We start from the raw sequence: 23,622 nt of genomic DNA on the forward strand, positions 1-23,622 counted from the left end.
ACTCACTCCTCTCAATCTATTTCTTCTTTAATATTTTTTGCAGTTCATACATAGCATTCATTGCGTCTAAAGGCGTCATTTCTAAAATATCCAGCTCTTTTAATCGATCTACAATTGCTTTTTCCCGTTTCGAAAGCGCAGGCTTTTCTTTTTTCTCTTCTATTTCAAAGAACGAAAGCTGATTGGCTTCATCTGCTTTTTTACTATCTACACGTTCTTCTTGAACATGGGACGCATCAGCTTGTGGAACTTGTTGTTTTATATCTTCTATTTTTGGAGTCTGACGTACAGGTTCACGTTCAGAAGACTGTTCTAAATCTTGTAAGATGACGCGAGCTCGCTCTAGAAGCGGATCTGGAAGTTCTGCTAGTTCCGCTACGTGAATACCATAACTTTTATCTGCGGCACCATCTTTGATTTTGTGTAAAAAGACGAGTTTTCCATTTTTTTCAACCGCGCTTACATGAACATTCTTAAGCGCAGGTAGCGATTCATCGAGTACGGTTAATTCATGATAGTGAGTTGAAAATAGCGTCTTACAGCCAATATGTTCATGAACATATTCAATAATGGCTTGAGCAAGGGCCATTCCGTCATACGTAGACGTACCACGCCCAATTTCATCTAATAGAATCAGACTCGACTGAGTGGCATTTGTCACTGCGTTTTTCGTTTCTAGCATCTCGACCATGAATGTACTTTGACCTGAAATTAAGTCATCAGCTGCTCCGATACGTGTAAACACTTGATCAAAGATAGGTAGAACTGCTTCATCTGCCGGCACAAAGCAGCCAATTTGAGCTAATATCGCCGTTAAAGCGACCTGACGCATGTACGTACTTTTACCAGACATGTTTGGCCCTGTAATCAGTAAGATTGAACTATCATCCGTCATTTGACAGTCGTTTGGCACATATTCCTGTGAATTCATTACTTTTTCTACCACGGGATGGCGCCCATTTTGAATCGAAATATCTCCACTTGAAAAAATAGGCTTCGTGTAATGACGTTCTTCACTGATTTTGGCAAAGCACTGCAGTACATCAAGCTCACTTACTTTTTTAGCGAGTTCTTGAAGCCTTGGAATATACGCTTTAACTTCTTCACGAATTTGTAAAAATAATTCATATTCCAGCTCTACAATTTTCTCTTCCGCTTCTAAAATTAGCGCTTCTTTTTCTTTCAGCTCAGGCGTAATAAAACGTTCTGCATTGGTTAACGTCTGTTTGCGTTCATACATTCCTTCAGGCAGAAGATGCAGATTGGCCCGCGTTACTTCTATATAATAGCCAAACACGCGATTATAACCAATTTTCAGTGAGCGAATTCCTGTTTTTTCACGCTCTTGCTGCTCAAGCGATGCAATCCACGTTTTTCCGTTGCGGCTTGCATCCCGGTATTGATCAAGCTGTTCATGATAGCCGTCTTTAATAATATCTCCTTCTTTAATTGACAAAGGAGGGTGCTCTTTTAATCCTCTTTCCAGAAGATTAGCCAATCGCTCACAAGGATCAATGTCTTCAACAAGCTTTGTTGCATAAGGATGATTCAAACGGTTCACAACCTCTTGAATATGAGGCACGTTTTGTAAGGATTTCTTTAATTGAATTAAATCACGAGCATTTACGTTACCAAAAGCTACTCGTCCAGCTAAGCGTTCTAGATCATAAACATCTTTTAGTAACTCACGCAGTTCTTCTCGCTCAAAAAACTGTTTCATTAAGACATCTACCATATTCAAACGATTATTAATATCTGTTTGTTTTAAAAGCGGGCGGTCAATCCAATTTTTTAACAAACGTCCACCCATTGCCGTGACGGTCTGGTCTAATAACCATAGAAGCGAGCCTTTCTTTCCTTTTGAACGAATCGTTTCAGTTAACTCTAAATTCCGCTTAGAGAACAAATCGATTTTCATATATTCATTGATTTGATAAAACTGCACGGGCTGTAAGTGTTCGAGCGAACGCTTCTGCGTACGAGTTAAATACTGAAGAATACGCGTAAACGTTGTAACAAGCTTTTGCTGCTGAAGCGACTCCACTAAATAATCTAGTCCTTCTACTTGCTCTGTACTATTCTCATAAGAAATGGTAATCGTCATGCGCTCTTTTAATGTTTGTAAGAATTCAGCAGAAAACTCTGAGCTTACGACGACTTCTTTTGCTTCCTTTGCATAAATTTCTGAGACTATATCGTGAAAGGAGCTGACAAGCGTTACGCTGTTTTCTCCTGTAGACAAATCAGAAAGAGCAAGACCAAACGTTTGGTCTTCGAACTCAGAAACAGAACAAATATAGTTATTTTCCTTTTCATGCAGTCCGCGTTCGTTCATCAGTGTTCCGGGTGAAATCACCTGTACCACTTCTCGCTTTACAACACCTTTTGCATGCTTAGGGTCTTCTACTTGCTCACAAATAGCTACTTTAAATCCCTTTTCAATTAATCGCTCGATATACGTAGGAGCAGAGTGATACGGAACGCCGCACATCGGAATGCGCTCTTGTCCTCCTCCATCTCGGCTTGTTAATGTTATTTCAAGTTCTTGAGAAGCCGTAGTGGCATCTTCAAAGAACATTTCATAAAAATCACCTAATCTAAAAAATAAAAAGGCATCTTCATACTCTGCCTTAATTCTCAAATATTGCTGTATCATTGGCGTATACGCTGCCATACTATTCCTCCATACCACATCTAGTTGTGCGTTTTGCTACACGTATTATAACATAAGTCTTTCTTAAACTTAATTTATTCAAATAGAACAATCATCAATTTCTTTTCGTCACATAAATAAAAAAGCTTCGGACAAAGAAAGAAGCTTGTCCGAAGCTTTTCATTATTTACTGCTGTTCAAATGACTATGTTTACGTCCATATAAGAAGTAAACCGCTAGTCCTAGTACAAGCCAAATTACGAAACTAATCCATGTTAACCGTGGAAGCTGAAGTGCTAAGTATAAACAGAACACAAAAGCTAAAATTGGAATCACCGGCACGAAAGGTACGCGGAAGCCAGTCGATTTTGCAGTTTGTTTTGATTTACGTAAATATAAAATTCCAATTGATACTGTCATGAAAGCAAAAAGAGTACCGATATTTGTTAACTCTGCTAATCTTCCTAATGGTACCAAACCAGAGAAGATGGATACTAGTAAACATGTAATCCACGTGTTCACTACCGGCGTTTGTTTTTTCTCATTGATTTTTGAAAAAGGCTTCGGCAATAGACCATCGCGACTAATTGCATAAAATAAACGAGTTTGTCCATACATCATAACGAGTAATACTGTTGTAATACCAACAATTGCACCCAATGAAATAAATCCTGCTACCCAGTCTTGATTAATGTAGCTTAAAGCAAATGCTACAGGGTTTTTAACATTTAATTCTGTATAAGGTACGATTCCTGTTAAGATAAGCGATACGACGATATAAAGGATTGTACAAATTGCCAGAGATGCGATGATTCCGATTGGCATATCTCGCTGAGGCTTACGTACTTCCTCGGCCGCTGTTGCCACAGCATCAAACCCAATATAAGCGAAGAATACAGTTGCTGCTCCTGTTGCTACTCCTGAGAAACCAAACGGCATAAACGGCGTCCAGTTTTCCGGCTTAACATAGCTGACTCCTACTACAATAAATAGAAGCACGACAGCCAGTTTAATAATAACCATGATAGCATTAAAACGTGAAGATTTTTTTACTCCTTGCGTTAAAAGTAATGTGATTAAAAACACGATCATAATTGCTGGAATATCAATATACGTGCCGTTTGCAGGATTATATGCACTTGTTAAAGCTTTTGGAAAATGTATGCCAAACCCTGCTAACAATCCTTGGAAATACCCGGACCATCCGCTGGCTACAGCAGAAGAAGCAAGACCGTATTCCAAGATAAGATCCCACCCTAAAATCCAAGCGATTAATTCACCAAATGTTGCATAACTGTAAGTGTATGCACTTCCTGAAACGGGAACTGTTGAGGCAAACTCTGCATAACAAAGAGCTGCAAACACACACGCAAGTCCTGACATAATGAAAGATATAACTAAAGCTGGACCGGCATGTTCGGCGGCGGCTACACCTGTTAATACAAAAATTCCGGTTCCGATAATTGCCCCAATTCCTAACATCGTTAAATCAAAAGCGCCTAAATCCTTTTTTAATTTAACACCTTTAGAGTTGGTTTCACTAATTAACGTTTGAATTGATTTTTTACGAAATAAGCTCATAGTAAACCCCCAAAAAATACTTATCTGATATAACTAAATTTTCTGAAAATTAATGCATTATTTTCTTTAGATTTACTATACACTGCGCATTCGACAAAAAGCAATATATTTTTTTATTTTTATAAGAATTTTCTTAAAATAGTAAAAATAAAAAAACTAGGAAGAACTTCTTCCTAGTTACTCATCGTCCCCTAATATAAAATCAGGATCCAGATCTTCAAATTCATCGTCATCTACGTCTAAATCAAACTCGTCTTCATCATCGCAGCCTTTCGGATTTACTGCAACACAAACCTTGGTTTCGCCAATCACTTCCGCCAACAATTCTCTCTCTACTTGAACAATCGTTTTATTGCCATTTGGTGAAATTGTGCACTCTAGGCAATTTGGCTGCTGCAGCACGCGAACAATTACTTCGTAATCGTCTCCAATAGAATCTTCGTCTTTATAGCGCAGCTTAATATTATCTTTGTATGATACGGTTTCCGTCCAAACTTCGGTTTTTGTATTATTATTGTACGAATACCAGATGTTGATATCATATCTGCCGTCAACTTCTACATTGCTGCCGCTTTTCTTTGCTTTGTACTCATGGTTAATCACCCAGCACCCTAAGATGCTTGTTGGTCGATTTTTCGGTGCAAGCGTATGAGACGATTGTGTAAACTTGCGACCTTTACCTACGACTGCTTTTGTAATAATTTCTCTATAGTGTTGTGACATGTGAGCATACCCTCCTCAAACTATCTTCATTTCATCCTATGCAGGCTCATTCACTTGTTTGCACATTATTTTTAAGAAACTAGGTTTAAGGCATAAAAAACCTATGTTCCATTGTATGCAAGGATATAGAAAAACGTGACAATTATTAGAGAGAAAATCTGCCCAATTTTCACGCCACGTGATGCCCAAAAAAATGCCTCGGCAAATTGCCGAGGCATTTTTTCCTTATGAGCAGCTAGATCCAGGGCTGTTTCGCACTTGCGAACCTGTTTCACCGCGCAGCAAATCACCATCTGTTGACACAATAATTTCATCCGTTACTGTGTTTGAAATAGTGCTAGCGACAAGTTGAAGCAAATCATTCACGTTCATTTGAGACTCTTGAAACTGCTGAATAATTGGCAGTTCATCCAGTTCTTCCTGTAAACGATCAATTTTTGCCTCCACTTGTTTTAACGCTTCTGTTTTACCGTAGTGTTGGAAATTAACAGCTTGTTTTTGCAAACTTTTAATGCTTGCAATGGTTTCACGCACTTTTTGGTTTTCGTTAAGCTGAGCTTCAGCACGCTTGAAGAAATCTACTTCTTCCGTTTCAGCAATCATTTTTGCCAGCTCTTGAGCACGTTCAATTACGTCGCTCTTATTATACTGTGCCATATTACTTCACCTCTGCTGTTTCTTCTACCATTTCCCCGTTTAATGTCCATGTTTTGGCTTTTGTAACTTTTACTTTTACAAGTTGACCAATCACTGACTTAGGTGCTTTGAAGTTTACAAGCTTACTTTTTTCCGTATAGCCTGCTAATACTTCCGGATTATTTTTACTTTCACCCTCTACTAATACTTCGACAACTTTACCTTCATATTCCTTCAATTTCTTTGCAGAAATTTCATTTACAAGAGCATTTAAACGCTGAAGACGCTCTTTTTTCACTTCCATTGGTACGTTGTCTTGCATCTTAGCAGCCGGCGTACCTTCACGAGGTGAATAAATAAACGTATAAGCACTATCAAATTCAACCTCACGATATAGCGACATTGTTTCTTCAAACTGCTCATCCGTTTCATTTGGGAAACCAACAATAATATCAGTTGTTAATGATGCCGTTGGAATAGCTTCTTTAATTTTACGAACGAGCTCTAAATAATGTTCACGAGAATATTTTCGTGCCATAATTTTTAAGATGTCGCTGCTTCCTGATTGTACAGGCAAGTGAATGTGGTCGACAAGATTTCCGCCTTTAGCAAGAACTTCAATTAAACGGTCATCAAAGTCGCGAGGGTGACTCGTTGTAAAACGGATACGGGCAACGTCAATTTTACGGATTTCATCCATTAAGTCGCCTAAGCCGTACGTTATGTCTTCAAAATCTTTTCCGTATGCATTAACGTTTTGGCCTAAAAGCGTAATTTCTTTGTAGCCTTGAGCAGCTAAATGACGTACTTCTTGGATAATGTCTTCTGGACGGCGGCTTCGTTCTTTTCCTCGCGTATAAGGAACGATACAGTACGTACAGAACTTGTCACAGCCGTACATGATGTTAACCCATGCTTTGACGCTGCCTTTACGTGCTCTTGGAAGGTTTTCAATAACATCTCCTTCTTTAGACCATACTTCAATCACCATTTCTTTTGCTAAGTATGCTTCGTTTAAAATGTGAGGCAAACGGTGAATATTATGTGTACCAAAAATCATATCCACGTGCTGATGTTTTTGTAAAATTTTATTTACAACTGACTCTTCTTGAGACATACATCCGCAGACGCCGATTAATAATTCAGGGCGCTCGCGCTTCAAGGCTTTCAAGTGTCCTAATTCACCAAACACTTTATTTTCCGCATTTTCACGGATCGCACACGTATTCAATAAAATAACATGAGCATCTTCAACAGAGTCAGTTGGCTCGTAGCCGAGGCCTAGAAAAATACCAGCCATTACTTCTGTATCGTGCTCATTCATTTGACAGCCGTACGTACGGATATAAAACTTACGTCCCTGTCCCATTCCATGAAACTGTTCATCGATTGCAAAATCATTGTGATAGGAAACTTCTTCTTTTCCTCGTTTTTTCGCATCTTTTAAAGAAGGCGGCATGTATACTGTTTGAAAATATTTGCTGTAATCCTTTTCGGATTTTTTGTCCGCTGGATTAACTTGGTTGCTTTCTAAACGTTGTTTTTCGTTCATAAAAAAATCTCCTTTCGCATGACAATTGTCACGCTGCACCTGTAAATCGCAAAAAAATGTGACAGGCTTATGCTTATGCATAAAACTCATCACATTAACATAGTATATAACTTTCAAGTAGCGAACACAATCATATACCTATTTTCTCTATTTCTTTCATTTAAAATTTATTTCGGTTTACGAAACATTTATCAAACCACAAAAAAGCTTCTCCCAAAGGAGAAGCTTTTTACATAAATTCAGCCACTAACTCATCGAATTTTTCCTCAGTCATACCTAAGTCTGCTTTTGACAGCGGCTCTTCGCTATAACCGTGAACAAGCTGCTGATACGATGGCTGATGCGAATTTTGATAAATAAGCCCTGTTACTAAACCGTTATGCTCCATTAACGTTTGCATAGCTTGCATACGATTGTTCGCATCATAACCTTCAATTGTGCTAAGACTAGTTAGATTTTCTTTAAACCAATCATATGTGTTCACTTTGTTATACGTTACGCACGGGCTAAATACGTTAATTAAAGAAAAACCTTTATGCTGAATGCCTTGTTCAATTAAGCTTGTTAACTCTTTTAAATTCGTTGAAAAGCTTTGAGCCACAAACGTTGCTCCAGAAGTTAACGCAAGCTCCATGACAGATAAAGACGACTCGATTGATCCTTCAGGCGTACTTTTTGTCTTGAATCCTACTTCACTACGAGGAGATGTTTGTCCTTTTGTTAAACCATAGATTTGGTTATCCATTACGATATACGTCACATCGATGTTTCGGCGAATCGCATGTACCGTATGTCCCATACCGATAGCAAACCCATCTCCATCACCGCCAGATGCGATAACAGTTAAGTCACGATTAGCCATTTTTACACCTTGAGCGATTGGAAGCGCACGTCCGTGAATACCGTGAAAACCATATGAATTAATATAACCAGAGATACGTCCAGAACACCCAATACCTGAAATAACAGCAAGCTCATGAGGTTCTAAACCCACGTTAGCAGATGCGCGTTGAATGGCTGCTTGTACGGAGAAATCTCCACACCCCGGACACCAGTTAGGTTTTACACTGTTACGAAAATCTTTAAACGTTGCCATTTAACACAAACATCTCCTTACTTTTTGCGTATACTTCTTGCGGAAGAAATGGATTTCCATCATACTTCAATACGCTTTGAATTTTATCATGACTTGCAATATTCATTTTTAAAATATTAGCAAGCTGTCCAGTAGCATTGTTTTCAACAACGACTACCTTTTTAGCTCCTTGCACGTAAGGAAGCAGTTCGTCGGCTGGGAAAGGATGAATCAAACGAATATGAGCGTGATTTACTTTTATACCGTCCTGTTCCAAACGTTCCATTGCCTCTTCAATGACTCCTCGCGTCGAATTAAATCCAACAAATAAAATATCAGACTCTTTTTCATGGGAATGGACATGAATTGGCGTATTAAAGCGAATTCCTTTTGTTTTACGAAGACGCTTATTCATTTGATCATCACGGTTCACCGGAGATTCAGATGGCTTTCCTGTCTCATCATGTTCTACTCCCGTCACGTGGTGAATACCATGCTTCATTCCTGGAATAACGCGTGGTGATACGCCGTCTTCTGTTACACGGTAGCGCTTGTAGTATTGTTTTTCTTCTAGCTCTTCTAACTCGCCTTGCTGAAGCTTGCCGCGGCGAATTTCAACGCGATTATAATCAAGCGGTTCTACTGTTTGCTTCCCAAGTGAAAGTTGTAAATCTGTTAGCATAATAACTGGACACTGATATTCTTCTGCTAAGTTAAACGCTTCAATTGTATCGTAGAATGCTTCTTCAACCGTACTTGGCGCCATGACGATCTTCGGAATTTCACCGTGTGTACCGTAAATCATTGCCATTAAATCAGACTGTTCTTGCTTAGTTGGAAGACCTGTACTTGGACCGCCGCGCTGCGTATCTATAATAACAACAGGCTGCTCAGTGATACCCGCTAATCCAATCGACTCCATCATTAATGATAAACCAGGTCCAGCTGATGCTGTCAGCGCACGTACGCCTGCATAGTTAGCTCCGATAGCCATCGTACATGCTGCGATTTCATCTTCTGTTTGAATAACTGTTCCACCAAATTGAGGAAGCTTTTTAATTAAGTATTCCATGATTTCTGAAGCAGGGGTAATTGGATATGCTGGCATAAAACGAGCGCCACCGGCTAAAGCTCCTAACGCAATCGCATCGTTTCCAATCATAAACATACGTTTTTTACCATCCGCTGGGTCTAGTTTCATTGTTTCTAATTGTTCGCCTAGCTGTTCACGAATATAATCTGCACCTTTTTTAATAGCTTCCATGTTTTTTTGTACAACTTTTTGGCCCTTTTTACCGAAGATTTCAAGTACTACTTCTTCAAATACTTCTGTATCAATATGAAGTACAGCACTTGAAGCACCTACAGCAACCATGTTCTTCATTAACGACGTTCCTAGTTCCGCTGCAATTTCCGTAAACGGAACAGCATATAGCGTAGCAGTTGTACATGTTTCGGGCAGACTTGGGTTGAATTTCGCATCTGCAATTACAACGCCTCCTACCCGCAGCTCATGGACGTTTACATCAATTGTTTCCTGATCGAACGCAACTAAAATATCCAAATCATCTGACACAGATCGAACCTGGGTTGTACTCACTCGAATCTTATTATTTGTATGTCCACCTTTGATACGAGAAGAAAAATGACGATAGCCGTATAAGTAATAACCTAATCGATTTAAAGCGGTTGAAAAGATTTCTCCCGTACTTTCGATTCCCTCACCCTGCTGTCCGCCAACTTTCCACGAAAGTTGCTGTACCATAAATCAACGCCACTCCTTTAATTGCTCTTAATATAGAAATCTATTTTATTGATAAAAACTGAAAAAAGTAAATTAGCAAACGATTTCATTTGCTTCTGCATTTCACGAACCGAGATCATCCGCAAAACTCCCACAGCACTTTGCCGCTGTGCAGGATATGTTTCTGCTTGAGCAGCTCCATAATCCGTTTTCAATTTTATTCCGATTGCCAGAAAAATGCAAGCCTTTCCATTGAATTCTCAATCGTTTTAATTATATTTATATTTAATGAATAAGATGAAGTTTTTTAATGATATTTTCTGCCTTCACATGAGGCATTAGTATATAAATAACTTCCATAAAAAAGAGCTTTTCCAAGAAGAAAAAGCTCTTTTTTTATTAGTTGCATACACGATCAGCAAAGTTTTGAAACAGAAAACGTTTTACCTGCTCCTCAGTGTAATGCTTAAGCAGTTCTTCGATTAAATTCGTATACTGTTCATATCTTCCGAGACGATGAACCGTTTTGTCAATGCCGTCAAAGTCAGAGCCAAAACCAACGGAGTATTCGCCTCCTCTTTCACACATGTAATCAAGATGACGGATCACGTCCGCTATCTGCGCTTTGGCAGAACTCGTTAAAAATTCAGGGACAAACGTAATGCCAATCACACCGTTTCGCTTTATCAAAGCATGAATTTGATCGTCTCTCAAATTTCGAGGATGAGAACACAATACGTGTGAATTAGAGTGAGTAGCCACTACATATTGCGCTAGCTCAATGACATCCCAAAAACCTCTTACTGATAAATGAGATACATCCGTCCACACTTTATGTTCATTATTCAATTCAACAACTTCTCTCCCAAAAGAAGATAACCCCGCGCCTCGAGGTTCTAAAATACCGTCACACACAGCATTGCTGTAATTCCATGTCAAACCTACTGAACGTACACCCAGTAAAAAAAGTGTCTTTAAGCGAACTAAACTTGTATCAATGGCATCGCACCCTTCAAGCGTCAGCATTGCTCCTATTTCACCTTTTTGCAAGCTCTCTATATCGCGTTTTGAACGAACCCATTTCACACCGGGAAGCGATAAAATATGACTCTGAAACAGCTGGATCATTTCTAACGCAACATCAAAGCGCTGAGCTGCCGGAACAGCTTCTGGAATATAAATAGCGAATAGCTGAACTTTCCCTTTCGCCTTTTTTATTCCTTCTAACGTGACATGCAGCGCTGAATCATATGTAAAAGATAAACGTTTATTTAACCAGAGCTTCATCAATACATCACAATGAGCATCAAATATCACAAACAACACCCCTTTAACTCTATACAAAAAGGACCTGTTTGGCTTCTATGCTTTACAGGTCCGTGGTTTTTATAATTATCGCGGTTCTACAATTAATTTAATGGCTGTTCGCTCTTCTCCATCAATTTGAATATCTGTAAAAGCTGGGATGCAGATTAAATCAACCCCACTTGGTGCAACGAACCCTCTTGCGATTGCTACAGCTTTTACTGCTTGATTAAGCGCCCCGGCCCCGATGGCTTGAATTTCTGCTGCGCCGCGTTCGCGCAGCACGCCTGCTAAGGCACCAGCAACTGAATTTGGATTAGACTTTGCTGAAACTTTTAATATTTCCATATCTAGCTCCTCCTTATTCTTTACAATGTATGATGAGAGATCATTAGACCAATGACTTAATTGATTTCAATGTTACTATATTCACGATATGTCAAACGTATTCCTGCTTGTTTTTCCTAAATATTCAAAAACTTATATTTCTACACCTTTCTTTTTTCTTTTTACGTTTTTGACAAAATAAAAAAGCCAATGTATCGTCTTTCGACACATTGACTTTTTCCCTTTATTCAAAAAACGGATGGTCTTCGTTAATTAAAATTCGCTCTGTTTTTGTTGCTTTCCCCGTCTTTTGATCAATATCAATAACGATTCCACTAAGCTGCGTTCTTCCTTCTTTTGGCACTTCAAATCGAACAGGAAGAGATGTTAAAAAACGCTTAATAACAGCTTCTCGCTCCATCCCTAAAATGCCGTCATAAGGTCCCGTCATTCCGACGTCAGAGATGTAAGCTGCTCCTTTTGGCAATATACGATTGTCAGCTGTTTGAACGTGCGTATGAGTGCCGACAACAGCGCTGACACGACCGTCCACATACCAGCTAATCGCTTGCTTTTCACTTGTTGTTTCAGCATGAAAATCAATAAAAATGAGCGGAGTGCGCTGGCGTGCTTCTTCAATTAGTTGATCTGCTTTTTTAAATGGACAATCAAGCGGAGCCATAAACGTGCGCCCTTGTAAATTAATCACGGCTACCTCAAGCTGATTGTACGTAAAATACGTAATTCCTTTGCCCGGTGTACCTTCAGGAAAATTAGCTGGACGAACAAGATTTTTTGCATCGTCAATAAAATCAAAAATTTCACGTTTGTCCCACGCGTGGTTACCAAGAGTAATAATGTTAGCCCCTGCTTGTAAGAACTGACGATAAATCTTTTCGGTAATGCCTTTTCCTGAAGCTGCATTTTCTCCATTCACGATTGTAAGTCCCGGAGAGTATTTTCTTTTTAATCTCGGTAAATATTCTTCAACCATTTCACGGCCTGGAGAACCAACTACGTCTCCAATAAATAAAATTCTCATGTAAAAGCTCCTATACTTCATTCTTAATCTGCATCTTCATCTCTACGAAAAAAAATAAAGTGGCGAAACGCCACTTCATTTTTATTTTGCATACTCTACTGCTCTTGTTTCTCGAATAACGGTTACTTTGATGTGGCCAGGGTAATCCAGCTCATCTTCAATTCGTTTTCGAATATCTCGAGCAAGTCGATGCGCTTCTAGATCACCAATCGTATCTGGTTTCACCATAATACGAACTTCACGCCCTGCTTGAATCGCAAATGATTTTTCAACGCCTTCATAAGACTCTGAAATTTCTTCTAACTTTTCAAGACGACGAATGTAGTTTTCTAACGTCTCACTACGAGCACCTGGTCTTGCAGCAGATAATGCATCTGCTGCTGCAACTAGTACAGCAATGATTGATGTTGGTTCTGTATCTCCATGGTGAGAAGCAATCGCGTTAATAACAACCGGATGTTCTTTATACTTTGTAGCTAATTCAACACCGATTTCTACGTGACTTCCTTCTACCTCATGATCAATTGCTTTACCAATATCATGTAACAATCCTGCTCGTTTGGCTAACGTTTCATCTTCACCTAATTCAGCAGCCATAAGTCCTGATAAATGCGCTACTTCCATTGAATGTTTCAGCACATTTTGACCATAGCTTGTTCTGAATTTTAAGCGACCAAGAATTTTCATCAAGTCTGGGTGCAACCCATGAACACCGACTTCAAACGTCGTTTGTTCACCAACTTCACGAATATATTCGTCCACTTCACGGCGAGATTTTTCAACCATTTCTTCAATACGTGCGGGATGGATACGACCATCTTGAACGAGTTTATCAAGTGCAATTCTTGCTGTCTCACGACGAATTGGGTCAAATCCTGATAAAATAACTGCTTCTGGCGTATCATCAATAATAAGATCAATTCCTGTCAAAGTTTCAAGCGTACGGATGTTTCGACCTTCTCGACCGATAATTCGGCCTTTCATTTCGTCATTTGGCAAGTTAACAACTGAGACAGTCGTTTCAGCAACATGATCTGCTGCGCAACGCTGAATAGCAAGTGAAAGAATTTCTTTCGCCTTTTTATCGGCATCTTCTTTTGCACGGTTTTCTGTTTCTTTTACCATTATTGCAATGTCGTGGGAAAGTTCATTTTCAACACGATCTAAAATAATCGCTCTTGCATCTTCTCTTGTTAAGCTTGAAATGCGCTCTAGCTCTGTTTGCTGTGCACGTACTACTTCTTCAACTTTGCTTTCCATCTCTTCAATATGCTGTTGTTTAACAGTGAGAGAATCATCTTTCTTTTCAAGTAACGCTTCACGTTTATCAAGTGATTCGTCTTTACGATCAAGATTTTCCTCTTTTTGCATTAATCGATTTTCTTGTTTTTGAAGTTCTGCTCGACGATCACGAATATCTTGTTCTGCCTCTGTACGAAGCTGATGGATTTCATCCTTCGCTTCTAGTAAAGCTTCTTTTTTCAAAGCTTCCGCCTCGCGGGTTCCTTCATCAATAATTTGTTCTGCACTAGACTTTGCTCCCGCAATTTTAGCTTCAGCAATCGATTTACAAACAAAAAAGCCAACAACTGCACCGACGATTAGGCCAAGCAAAGCGAAGATGATTGTATTAGTATCCATCATTTCACCTCCCCTTGCTATAAACTTGTAAGTTTTAAATTTCATGTCGGCATGTACATCGTATTCACCTTTCAATATACACACAAAGGCTTTTAAACGCTAAAATGTTTTAAAAAGGGAAAATATACATCTTAATTGTAAATCTGTGCATTTTTATTGTCAAGCCTGCCTCTACAGTATATATTGAAATTTCGTATGTTACTTTTCTAGCATTAACAATTTTTACAAAAAAAAGACCCCTTCTTTGAAATAGAGGAGTCTTTTTTTTATCTCGCAGCAAATTAAATATTTAAATCGCCTTGATCGTCATCCTCAGGAGCTGCCTCTCCATCTTGGTCTAAACCATGATGTTCACGCACTTGTCCTGCAATTTCCTGACGAATATCAGTATTTTCTTTTAAGAATTGTTTTGCATTTTCACGGCCTTGACCTAGACGCTCGTCATTATATGAATACCAAGATCCACTTTTTTGAACAATATCTAGTTCAGAAGCGATATCCAAAATTTCACCCTCTTTTGAAATACCTTCTCCGTACATAATATCTACTTCAGCAGCACGGAAAGGCGGAGCTACTTTGTTTTTCACAACTTTAATTCTTGTTTTGTTACCTACAATATCGTTTCCTTGCTTTAACTGCTCTGCACGACGCACTTCTAGACGCACTGAAGAATAGAATTTAAGCGCACGTCCACCTGGAGTTGTTTCAGGGTTACCAAACATAACGCCGACTTTTTCACGAATTTGGTTAATAAAGATAGCGATTGTTTTAGACTTGTTGATAGCTCCAGATAGTTTACGCAATGCTTGAGACATTAAACGAGCTTGTAGACCCACGTGAGAGTCTCCCATTTCTCCTTCAATTTCCGCTTTTGGCACTAATGCTGCTACTGAGTCAACAACAATAATATCTACTGCGCCGCTTCGAACTAAGGCTTCAGCAATTTCTAAAGCTTGTTCTCCTGTATCAGGCTGAGATAATAATAGCTCGTCAATATTAACACCTAATTTTTGAGCATATACAGGATCTAACGCGTGCTCCGCATCGATAAATGCAGCCTGTCCGCCCTGCTGTTGGACTTCTGCAATCGCATGAAGAGCAACTGTTGTTTTACCTGAGCTTTCTGGACCGTATACTTCCACTACACGTCCACGTGGATATCCACCTACACCTAAAGCTACATCTAATGCTAATGAACCACTTGGAATTGTAGAAATTCTTTTTTCCGTTTGTTCACCTAATTTCATAATTGAACCTTTACCAAATTGCTTCTCAATTTGTTTTAAAGCCATATCAAGGGCTGCTTGACGATCGTTCACTCAATTTCCTCCTCTATCTCTTTGAAATCATCTATAAACTGCAAACTTACTACGATGTAGTAGCAATGTCGAATTAACAACTTTCTATAACTTACTATACTAGTTTTTGAGTCGTTTGACAAGCAAAAAGCGAATAAATGTTCGTTTTTTTACAAAATAAAAAAAGGCTGTTTTGGTAAAACTAAACAGCCTTTTTTCTTTATTTCTTTATCGTCTTTAATACGTAATGACAGCCGTAATTAACCGTTCGAGAACGAATCCCTTGGCGGCTTCCAGATAGCTGCAAGCTGTAAACTTGAGGAGTTTGATCTTTATAAGCGACCCCTATATGCACTGTTCCTACAGGATGTCCTTCTTGTTTAGAGGGTCCAGCCACACCTGTAAAGCCAATACCAATATCGGTTTTGTATAACTGTTGAATACGCTGAGCCATTTCAGCCGCGCACTGTTCGCTAACGGCTCCATGCTGATTCAGCGTTTGTTCGCTCACTCCAAGAATATTTTGCTTGATTTCATAATGATAGGCTACCATGCTGCCTTTTACAGCTTCTCCAGCACCTGAAACAGTTGTTAGACGTTCGCTGAATAAACCGCCGGTTAAACTTTCAGCTGAAGCGATCGTCAAGCCTTGCGCCGTTAATTCTTTCACCAATTCATTATGTAAAGAAGTTGTTCCATAGCCATATAAATACTCGCCTACGCGCTCTGAAATGGTTTTTTCCACTTCGTCTAACATGCGCTGTGCTTCAGCGGCATCAGCATGCTTGGCAGTTAAGCGGAGCGTCACTTCTCCATCTCCTGCAAGCGGCGCAATCGTCGGGTTTGTTTGCGCATCAAGCAAATCTTCAATTTCCGTCTCAAGCTGTGATTCTCCTATTCCGAAAAAGCGAAGAACGCGTGATTCAATACTTTCTTTTAATTCAAGCTTTTGAGCTAAAAATTCTTGACCATACGATTCATACATTGGATAGAGCTCTTTTGGAGGCCCGGGGAATAGCATGTAGTGTTTTCCCTCTACCGTAAGCCCCATACCTGGAGCCATTCCGTAATCGTTGGGGAGCACTGCTGAACCTTCTAGCACAATTGCCTGTTTTTTATTGTTAGGCGTCATGATACGATTTGACTGTTTGAAATAGGCTTCAATGCTTTCAAGTGCTTCCGCATTTATTGTCAGCTCTACTCCTAGCACACTCGCAATTGTTTCTTTTGTTAAATCATCTTTTGTAGGACCAAGCCCGCCTGTGAAAATAATTAAATCTGCACGCGTTTGAGCGGTAGCAATCACTTCTTTCAAGCGCTGTGCATTATCTCCTACTACCGTATGATAGTAAACATTAATTCCAAGTTCGGCTAATTTTTTCGATAAATACTGAGCGTTTGTATTGGCAATTTGTCCAAGCAGCAGCTCAGAGCCGACTCCAATAATTTCAGCGTTCATCATATCATCTCCAACTTACTTATTTTGAATTAACAAAAGCCTGTTTGTTTTTAGCAAAGTAGTCCCAGCCTGAAATAACGGTAAAAATCACTGAGATCCAAAGCATTACGCTAGCAAATGGAATGGAAATCCATTCAAAAGGCAAGTTGTACAACAGAATAGCTGAAATAGCTAAAATTTGAGTCCATGTTTTAATTTTACCTAACATATTTGCTGCTACAACTTCTCCTTCCCCCGCTAGTACAAGTCTTAAACCTGTGATAGCAAATTCACGGCTAATAATGATGATAGCAGCCCAACCTGCACCTGCAATTAAATCTAAGTCAACAATAGCTACAAGCGCAGCTGAAACCAACAGCTTGTCTGCTAGTGGATCTAAAAACTTGCCCAAGTTCGTGACTAAATCGTACTTTCGTGCATAGTATCCGTCTATCCAGTCTGTTGTAGATGCAATAATAAATAATGCTGCCCCTAATAGGTGAGCGATCGGAATCTCTTTTCCTGCTGCCTCCACTGTGCCAAATGGTAGCGGCACCATCATAAAAATGAGGAATACGGGAATTAGAAAAATTCGCGAAATGGTAATCTTATTTGGTAAATTCACTTCTTCTGCCTCCAATTACTGTTACAAACTGAAAGCGTGCAAACGAAGTTGTTTGCACGGCTTTGGTTTTATTATAGCGTGAATGAGTGATTAATTCACATACTATCTTTATTTACACCCTGAACACTTTTTAAAACAGGCTGTTTACTGTGCTTCTGCCGGCTGATATTGAATCGTTACAACTTGTCGAACTTGCTTGGATGAATCAAACGGCAAGTCAACCGCTTTTCCATTTACTTTTAGCTCTACTCCAGGTGAATAACCGATGTTGACACGAGCTTCAGTTTCTTTCGTCAAATCAAATTCTTTTGTTTCACCTTTTTTTAGAATGGAGCTAAAGAAAGCATTTCCTTTTCCGTTTTTCACATCTAACCAAGTATCTGCTTGAGTAGATGTTACTTCTAGATTAAATGCATCTGTACCGGAAAGAGCATACGTAGCACTTCTGCCTGTTTTTTGAACTTCCTTGTATTCTTGTTTACCGCTGTCTTTCTTTTCTTTGTCAGCTTTTTCTTTCTTAGCCTTTTCTTTCTCAGCTTTTTCTTTTGCGGCTTTTTCTTTTTCTTGTTCTTTCTTATCAGCAGCGCTTTGGTCATCTTCTGACGTGCTATTGTCATTTTTTGCAGTAGTATCATTTGTTTCTTCCTGCGTGTTAGACTGCTGAACCTCACTGTTTGGAGCGTCTTGGGTAGCCTGCTCCTTGTTTCGATCTGAGACAATATTTTGAGCAATTACCCAAATAATAATCCCTACAACTACAACTCCTGCTACCACTAGGACAGTTGGAAGATAGTCATATGCTTTTGAAACTCCTTTTGTATGCTGAGGAATTTCTTTGCGGCTGCGAACGCGCGAAAGCTGCTGCGGGATGTCTTCTGTTTGAGTTGAAGGAATGTCTGATTTGTATTCTTCAAAAATAGCATCTGTATCCAACCCAATCGCTTCGCAGTATTGCTTAATAAACGCTCGCACGTAAAATTTCCCCGGCATAACCTCATAATTGCCTTCTTCAATACCCAGTAAATAACGTTTTTGAATTTTCGTTAGTTTCTGTAAATCTTCTAACGACAATCCTTTGCTTTCTCGTTCTTGTCTTAACCTTTGTCCCAACTCTGTCAATGCTAACACCTACCAATTATGCTAAAAATCAAACATCGATAATCCACCGTCTTGAAACATTTGAGGACCTTCCATTATTTCATATGTAATTTTCTCATTGGGGTCGTTTCTTATTTCAATAATGTAGGCAAAATCATCTAACGAATACTCGGTATTTTGAACAAATACATCCGGATGCTCCACAATTTTTGTCGCGGGTACATTCATTACTTCTCGAACAAGCTGCCAGTGCTTTTCATTCGCTCGTTTTGTCGATACAATCCCATCAATAATAAAAATATTATCAGCGTTGTATTCATCAGCAATAAGCTGACTGCGAATCGTTTGTTTTAAGAGTGTAGAAGACACAAAAAGCCACCTTTTGTTAGCACATACGCTAGCTGCTACAATCGATTCGGTTTTACCTACTCGCGGCATACCTCGAATGCCAATAAGCTTATGACCGTCTTGTTTAAACAGTTCCGCCATAAAATCTACGAGCAAACCTAATTCATCTCTTACGAAACGGAACGTCTTTTTATCATCTGCGTCCCGCTGAATATAGCGACCGTGACGCACTGCTAACTTATCACGCAATTTAGGCGGTCTCATTTTTGTCACAATTATATTATCCATTGTTTTCAAAATAGATTCAAGCCTGTCTATTTGCTCATGTGAATCACAGCGCAGCAATAATCCACGGCGAATATCATCCACTCCATTAATTGTGACAATATTAATTGACAACATTCCAAGAAGCGATGAAATATCACCTAAAAGACCTGGACGATTTTTTTGTATTTGGTATTCTAAATACCACTCAATTTTCTCCATCAAACCCCTCCCATTTCTTGGCTGGCCTTCGAGAGGTGCCCCCTTTTTTCCACCTAGTTTAACTATAAATGATTTCCATTATATTATAAACCCTAAAGACAAGTAGTTCTACATTTGTTATTTATGTAAGCGCTTATTTATTTGTACTATTTGATTCTAAGAAAAAAGGAGCTTTCACACGCGGTGAATTAGCTCCTTTTTAGAAACGATAACTTATTTTACTGATCCGTTATTTTGAACTAATTTCACCATGCTGCTCGCAATCGCATGCTGCTCTTCTTTAGAAGCAACGCTCCAAAGGTCTGCTAAAATTCGCTCTTGATCATTTTTTGCATCAACTTGGTTTGCTAAATATCCACCAATTTGATAAGCAAGATCATGAATAACTTCTTCTTGCATTCCTTCATTTTGCGCATGATGTAAACGGTCGCCTAAAAAATCTTTCCAGCTATCCCAGTTTTCTAGTACTGACATGAGTAGCCCTCCTTAAGGTTTATTCATATCATAGTTTGTACCTTGTTTTTGATTTTATGCACACTTTATATGTACCAACCGCCATTAACCGATAATATTTGTCCCGTTATATACGAAGCACATGAAGATATTAAATATGAAACCGCATCTGCCACTTCTTTTGGATTTCCCATTCTTCCTAAAGGGATCTCTTCAGCCAGCTCTTCAATCTCTTCTTTTGAATAGCTGGCCATCATATCCGTTTCAATCGCTCCGGGCGCAACTCCATTGACTCGAATTCCACTTAACGCAACCTCTTTTGCCAAAGCTTTTACAAACGTATTTTGTGCACCTTTTACCATTGAATAAAGAACTTCAAACGAAGCTCCTGTAAGTCCCCAAATGGAAGAAATCATAATAATTTTTCCACTCTTAGCGCTAATCATTTTAGGCAATAAAGCTTTTGTAATGACAAAGGGAGCCGTGATGTGAAGATAGATCATTTCTTCGATTTCTTTTGCCGGAGTATCTGTCATTAACCCGCTAACACTTCGTCCGCTGTTATGAATAATAACTTCTACCGGAACAATAATTTCCTTTAAAAACTTCTCCACTCCCTCTTTACATGATAAATCCGCTTGTACCGTAAACACGGTTTTTACCTTTTCAGCCAGCTCATGTGCAAGCGCCTCTATTTTGTCTCTTCGTTGATGATAGTGCAAAATAAGCGAATATCCATCCTCAGCCAATTTTTCAGCAATAGCTGTGCCAATTCCTCCGCTTGCGCCTGTCACAAGGGCAAATTTCTCCATAACCTTCTCTCCTTCACATGCAAAAAAGCTGATGAACATCAGCTTTTTTGGCAACAATCATCTTTATTTAGGTACTACTTCACAAACCGTAAAGTTCTTTTCATCAATAATCTCGTTTAGCACATCTTTTATTTCGTTCACCTTCAGTTTTTCTAACGTTTCAACAATATCAAATAAATTCATATCATTAAATGCATAGCGTGTAAACTGATTAGCGATAAACTCAGGTGAGTTTAATGAACGTAAAAATCCGCCAATTTTCTTTTTACGGATACGCTCAAGTTCCTCTTCTGTTAGTGATTTTGTTTTCATTTCAAGTAAAATTTGTTTAACTCGATCATACAGCTGCTCCGGTTGGTCCGTATCTCCTCCGATAAGAGCAAAACCAAATCCTCTTTCCTCCGTATAATCATAAGCAAACGTTTCATCAATGAGTCCGTCTGCATATAATTCCTCATAGTACGAAGAGCTTTTTCCAAACGCGTAATCTAAAATAATATTCATTGCTAACTCGTATTTAAGCATTTCTCCGCCTGAACGCTGCGGATTTTTCGCTTTTAGTCCCACCATACATTTGGAAGACTGCACCGGCATTTTTAATACTTGTTTTTCTTGATCCACCGTTTCAGGCTCTTCGTCAAAATGACGCTGTATGTCAGAGATTTCTTTATAATCTTTTTTCTGCTGATTGTCTCGAACTTGCTTCATTACTTTTTCCGCATCCACAGGACCTACAATGAACAACAGCATGTTGCTTGGATGGTAGAACGTTTCATAGCATGTATACAGCAAATCTTTATTAATATGTGAAATAGATTCGATCGTGCCGGCAATATCAATTTTAACAGGATGGTTTTTGTACATATTTTGAATGGTACCAAAATATAAGCGCCAGTCCGGATTGTCGTCATACATCGTAATTTCTTGACCGATAATGCCTTTTTCTTTTTCTACCGTTTTTTCTGAGAAGTATGGCTCTTGTACAAAGTCCACTAATGTTTCAAGGTTTTCTTCAAAATTAGACGTACAGCTGAATAAGTACGCTGTGCGGGTAAAAGAAGTAAATGCATTGGCCGAAGCACCTTGTTTACTAAACTGCTGAAAGACATCTCCGTCTTCTTTTTCAAATAATTTATGCTCTAAAAAGTGTGCGATTCCGTCCGGAACTTTTGTCATTTCATTTTCATTTAGTGGTACAAATTGATTGTCAATCGATCCGTAGTTCGTTGTAAAAGTGGCAAACGTTTTGTTAAACTCCGGTTTTGGCAAAATATATACTTGCAGCCCATTATCCATTTTTTCATGATACAGCTGTTCCTGAAGCTGCGAAAATTCAATTTTCTCCATTTTCTTCACCGCCCGTTCCTGTTAAGAAATAAATTGTATCCATTTCAATTTTCTCAGCCACTTTAATAATTTCCTGCTTAGATACCGCATCAATCTGCTTTAAGTATTCGTCAATTGAAATGTCTTTGCCTGTTAATTCATTATGATACATAACCTCTACTAGTCCTCGCGGAGTATCCACCGTTTCAAGCAGCTGATTGTGAATGACCGCTTTCGTTTGAGCGATTTCGCCGTCTGTGAACGATCCTTGCCTCATCTCCTGCATTTGTTCTTTAATAATGGTAACAGCTTGGTCGTAATTTTTAGCATCAATACCAGACATGACCATTAGTAATCCCTTATGACTTTCTACCCTCGAAGCGGCATAATAGGCTAAGCTTGCTTTTTCACGCACATTGATAAATAGCTTAGAATGTGAGAAACCTCCGAATATGCCGTTAAATACTTGCAGAGCAAAATACTGTCTATCTCCGTATACAACATTTGTGCGGTAGCCAATATTTAATTTCCCTTGTTTTACTTCTTGTTTTTCCACCACTTCATTTATTTTTGAGATATCTTTAGACGTAATAGAATCTTCAATGTCTTTTTGCTCGCGCTTTGGTAAAGTAAATGTTTCTTTTACTGTTTGTAAAACCTCTTCGACTTGCAAATCCCCAATAGCATAAAGGTGGATGGCGTCTTCTTTTAACACCTGCTGATAATAAGCGTACAAACTTTCACCTGTAATTTCTTCCACGTCATCAATTTGACCGTTTACATGCAAAGAGTAAGGTTCTTCTTTACACATTTCTTCGACTAATCTTAAATTAGCATAGCGCATTTTATCATCAAATACAGCTTGAATTCGCTGACGAAGCGAACGCTTTTCTTTTGTCATAATATCCGTTAAAAAAGAGTTCCCTTCAACTGCTGGCTTTAATAAAATATCGCCAAGAAGCGCTAACGCTTTTTGCAAAAGCGGAGTTGAATCTTTCAAATATTTTTCATTCGCTATATCAATGCGAATCGTAATATCGTGGTTATCACCTTTTTTTGTTAAGTCTACTTGTAAAGTAGCACCATAAAGCTCATCTAAATATGTACGAAGCTTTGTTGTAGACGGCAGTGACTCGGTAGCGCTTTGAAGCACATAAGGTAAAAGGGCACGCATTGTCACCGTTTTCTTATCTAAAGGGGCATTTAGTTTTAAAATGAACGTGTTTGTTTTGTACTTAGCTGTTTGAATGGCGTGAACAGTCAATCCTTCTAGTTCATGTTTTTGTTCAGTCAATAATTTCATATATAAACCTCCTTTTAAATTTTGATGTATTAACTAGACATTACTTCTATTTTGAATCTTTAACGCTAATTTTAGTCTTGTAACCACTATATCGAATTCAAGGAAACATTTTCAAGTAACTTGCCGCGCGCTTCCTCATTTCTTTTCATATTCTTT

20 protein-coding genes are annotated in these 23,622 nt (G+C 38.9%); all 20 read right to left on the reverse strand.

Annotation, left to right across the window (positions count from 1 at the left end):
* Positions 1-16 precede the first annotated feature (16 nt).
* Complete coding sequence (gene mutS / locus M3225_RS02510; protein WP_251390917.1) at positions 17-2,674, reverse strand: DNA mismatch repair protein MutS; 2,658 nt, start codon at positions 2,672-2,674, stop codon at positions 17-19.
* A 162-nt stretch (positions 2,675-2,836) separates the two neighbouring features.
* Entirely contained in the window at positions 2,837-4,234 is a 1,398-nt protein-coding gene (locus M3225_RS02515; RefSeq protein ID WP_251390922.1) for an amino acid permease, read from the reverse strand.
* 177 nt (positions 4,235-4,411) lie between these two features.
* Entirely contained in the window at positions 4,412-4,957 is a 546-nt protein-coding gene (locus M3225_RS02520) for an outer spore coat protein CotE (RefSeq protein ID WP_013058796.1), read from the reverse strand.
* Positions 4,958-5,182: 225 nt separating this feature from the next.
* Positions 5,183-5,614: a RicAFT regulatory complex protein RicA family protein gene (locus M3225_RS02525; protein WP_251390924.1), complete on the reverse strand. Its 432-nt coding sequence runs from the start codon at positions 5,612-5,614 to the stop codon at positions 5,183-5,185.
* A gap of 1 nt (position 5,615) precedes the next feature.
* Positions 5,616-7,145 (reverse strand): tRNA (N6-isopentenyl adenosine(37)-C2)-methylthiotransferase MiaB, encoded by a 1,530-nt coding sequence (gene miaB / locus M3225_RS02530; RefSeq protein ID WP_013084741.1) that lies wholly within the window; start codon positions 7,143-7,145, stop codon positions 5,616-5,618.
* A 229-nt stretch (positions 7,146-7,374) separates the two neighbouring features.
* On the reverse strand, positions 7,375-8,241 hold the full coding sequence (locus M3225_RS02535) for a 2-oxoacid:ferredoxin oxidoreductase subunit beta (RefSeq protein ID WP_251390927.1): 867 nt from the start codon (positions 8,239-8,241) through the stop codon (positions 7,375-7,377).
* Complete coding sequence (locus tag M3225_RS02540) at positions 8,228-9,985, reverse strand: 2-oxoacid:acceptor oxidoreductase subunit alpha (protein WP_251390929.1); 1,758 nt, start codon at positions 9,983-9,985, stop codon at positions 8,228-8,230. Before M3225_RS02540 ends, M3225_RS02535 begins: the two co-directional genes overlap by 14 nt.
* Positions 9,986-10,363: 378 nt before the next feature.
* A complete protein-coding gene (locus tag M3225_RS02545; protein ID WP_251390931.1) occupies positions 10,364-11,281 on the reverse strand; it encodes a dipeptidase in 918 nt (305 codons plus the stop codon).
* 75 nt (positions 11,282-11,356) lie between these two features.
* The gene (gene spoVS / locus M3225_RS02550; protein ID WP_003181955.1) at positions 11,357-11,617 is read right to left on the reverse strand and encodes a stage V sporulation protein SpoVS; all 261 of its coding nucleotides are present in this window, start codon (positions 11,615-11,617) and stop codon (positions 11,357-11,359) included.
* A 223-nt stretch (positions 11,618-11,840) separates the two neighbouring features.
* Positions 11,841-12,638: a TIGR00282 family metallophosphoesterase gene (locus M3225_RS02555; RefSeq protein ID WP_251390933.1), complete on the reverse strand. Its 798-nt coding sequence runs from the start codon at positions 12,636-12,638 to the stop codon at positions 11,841-11,843.
* An 81-nt stretch (positions 12,639-12,719) separates the two neighbouring features.
* The gene (rny, locus tag M3225_RS02560; RefSeq protein ID WP_013058803.1) at positions 12,720-14,279 is read right to left on the reverse strand and encodes a ribonuclease Y; all 1,560 of its coding nucleotides are present in this window, start codon (positions 14,277-14,279) and stop codon (positions 12,720-12,722) included.
* Between the two features lie 281 nt (positions 14,280-14,560).
* Positions 14,561-15,598 carry a recombinase RecA gene (gene recA, locus M3225_RS02565; protein WP_251390935.1) on the reverse strand — a complete coding sequence of 346 codons (1,038 nt, stop codon included), beginning with the start codon at positions 15,596-15,598 and terminating at the stop codon, positions 14,561-14,563.
* A 199-nt stretch (positions 15,599-15,797) separates the two neighbouring features.
* The gene (locus M3225_RS02570) at positions 15,798-17,039 is read right to left on the reverse strand and encodes a competence/damage-inducible protein A (protein ID WP_285885207.1); all 1,242 of its coding nucleotides are present in this window, start codon (positions 17,037-17,039) and stop codon (positions 15,798-15,800) included.
* A gap of 16 nt (positions 17,040-17,055) precedes the next feature.
* The gene (pgsA, locus tag M3225_RS02575; RefSeq protein ID WP_028411382.1) at positions 17,056-17,640 is read right to left on the reverse strand and encodes a CDP-diacylglycerol--glycerol-3-phosphate 3-phosphatidyltransferase; all 585 of its coding nucleotides are present in this window, start codon (positions 17,638-17,640) and stop codon (positions 17,056-17,058) included.
* Between the two features lie 144 nt (positions 17,641-17,784).
* Positions 17,785-18,768, reverse strand: coding sequence for a helix-turn-helix domain-containing protein (locus M3225_RS02580; protein ID WP_251390939.1), 984 nt, complete (start codon positions 18,766-18,768; stop codon positions 17,785-17,787).
* 12 nt (positions 18,769-18,780) lie between these two features.
* On the reverse strand, positions 18,781-19,572 hold the full coding sequence (locus M3225_RS02585) for a DUF3388 domain-containing protein (RefSeq protein ID WP_013058808.1): 792 nt from the start codon (positions 19,570-19,572) through the stop codon (positions 18,781-18,783).
* Between the two features lie 213 nt (positions 19,573-19,785).
* Positions 19,786-20,046 (reverse strand): DUF3243 domain-containing protein, encoded by a 261-nt coding sequence (locus M3225_RS02590; RefSeq protein ID WP_013058809.1) that lies wholly within the window; start codon positions 20,044-20,046, stop codon positions 19,786-19,788.
* A gap of 65 nt (positions 20,047-20,111) precedes the next feature.
* Entirely contained in the window at positions 20,112-20,837 is a 726-nt protein-coding gene (gene ymfI / locus M3225_RS02595; protein WP_251390941.1) for an elongation factor P 5-aminopentanone reductase, read from the reverse strand.
* Between the two features lie 63 nt (positions 20,838-20,900).
* Complete coding sequence (gene yfmH / locus M3225_RS02600; RefSeq protein WP_025750276.1) at positions 20,901-22,184, reverse strand: EF-P 5-aminopentanol modification-associated protein YfmH; 1,284 nt, start codon at positions 22,182-22,184, stop codon at positions 20,901-20,903.
* Positions 22,171-23,466: an EF-P 5-aminopentanol modification-associated protein YfmF gene (yfmF, locus tag M3225_RS02605; protein WP_251390943.1), complete on the reverse strand. Its 1,296-nt coding sequence runs from the start codon at positions 23,464-23,466 to the stop codon at positions 22,171-22,173. Before yfmF ends, yfmH begins: the two co-directional genes overlap by 14 nt.
* Positions 23,467-23,622: the final 156 nt, after the last annotated feature.

It is taken from the genome of Priestia aryabhattai (assembly GCF_023715685.1).
GTDB lineage: Bacteria > Bacillota > Bacilli > Bacillales > Bacillaceae_H > Priestia > Priestia aryabhattai_B.

Excerpts from the sequence above, each read along its gene's own strand:
- mutS (WP_251390917.1), bottom strand. The coding sequence starts at position 2,674 with ATGGCAGCGTATACGCCAATGATACAGCAATATTTGAGAATTAAGGCA.
- M3225_RS02585 (WP_013058808.1), bottom strand. The coding sequence starts at position 19,572 with ATGGAGAAAATTGAGTGGTATTTAGAATACCAAATACAAAAAAATCGT.
- M3225_RS02540 (WP_251390929.1), bottom strand. The coding sequence starts at position 9,985 with ATGGTACAGCAACTTTCGTGGAAAGTTGGCGGACAGCAGGGTGAGGGA.
- M3225_RS02590 (WP_013058809.1), bottom strand. The coding sequence starts at position 20,046 with ATGTCAGTACTAGAAAACTGGGATAGCTGGAAAGATTTTTTAGGCGAC.
- M3225_RS02515 (WP_251390922.1), bottom strand. The coding sequence starts at position 4,234 with ATGAGCTTATTTCGTAAAAAATCAATTCAAACGTTAATTAGTGAAACC.
- M3225_RS02570 (WP_285885207.1), bottom strand. The coding sequence starts at position 17,039 with ATGATGAACGCTGAAATTATTGGAGTCGGCTCTGAGCTGCTGCTTGGA.
- M3225_RS02535 (WP_251390927.1), bottom strand. The coding sequence starts at position 8,241 with ATGGCAACGTTTAAAGATTTTCGTAACAGTGTAAAACCTAACTGGTGT.
- M3225_RS02555 (WP_251390933.1), bottom strand. The coding sequence starts at position 12,638 with ATGAGAATTTTATTTATTGGAGACGTAGTTGGTTCTCCAGGCCGTGAA.
- spoVS (WP_003181955.1), bottom strand. The coding sequence starts at position 11,617 with ATGGAAATATTAAAAGTTTCAGCAAAGTCTAATCCAAATTCAGTTGCT.
- rny (WP_013058803.1), bottom strand. The coding sequence starts at position 14,279 with ATGGATACTAATACAATCATCTTCGCTTTGCTTGGCCTAATCGTCGGT.
- M3225_RS02520 (WP_013058796.1), bottom strand. The coding sequence starts at position 4,957 with ATGTCACAACACTATAGAGAAATTATTACAAAAGCAGTCGTAGGTAAA.
- M3225_RS02525 (WP_251390924.1), bottom strand. The coding sequence starts at position 5,614 with ATGGCACAGTATAATAAGAGCGACGTAATTGAACGTGCTCAAGAGCTG.
- yfmH (WP_025750276.1), bottom strand. The coding sequence starts at position 22,184 with ATGGAGAAAATTGAATTTTCGCAGCTTCAGGAACAGCTGTATCATGAA.
- ymfI (WP_251390941.1), bottom strand. The coding sequence starts at position 20,837 with ATGGAGAAATTTGCCCTTGTGACAGGCGCAAGCGGAGGAATTGGCACA.
- miaB (WP_013084741.1), bottom strand. The coding sequence starts at position 7,145 with ATGAACGAAAAACAACGTTTAGAAAGCAACCAAGTTAATCCAGCGGAC.
- yfmF (WP_251390943.1), bottom strand. The coding sequence starts at position 23,466 with ATGAAATTATTGACTGAACAAAAACATGAACTAGAAGGATTGACTGTT.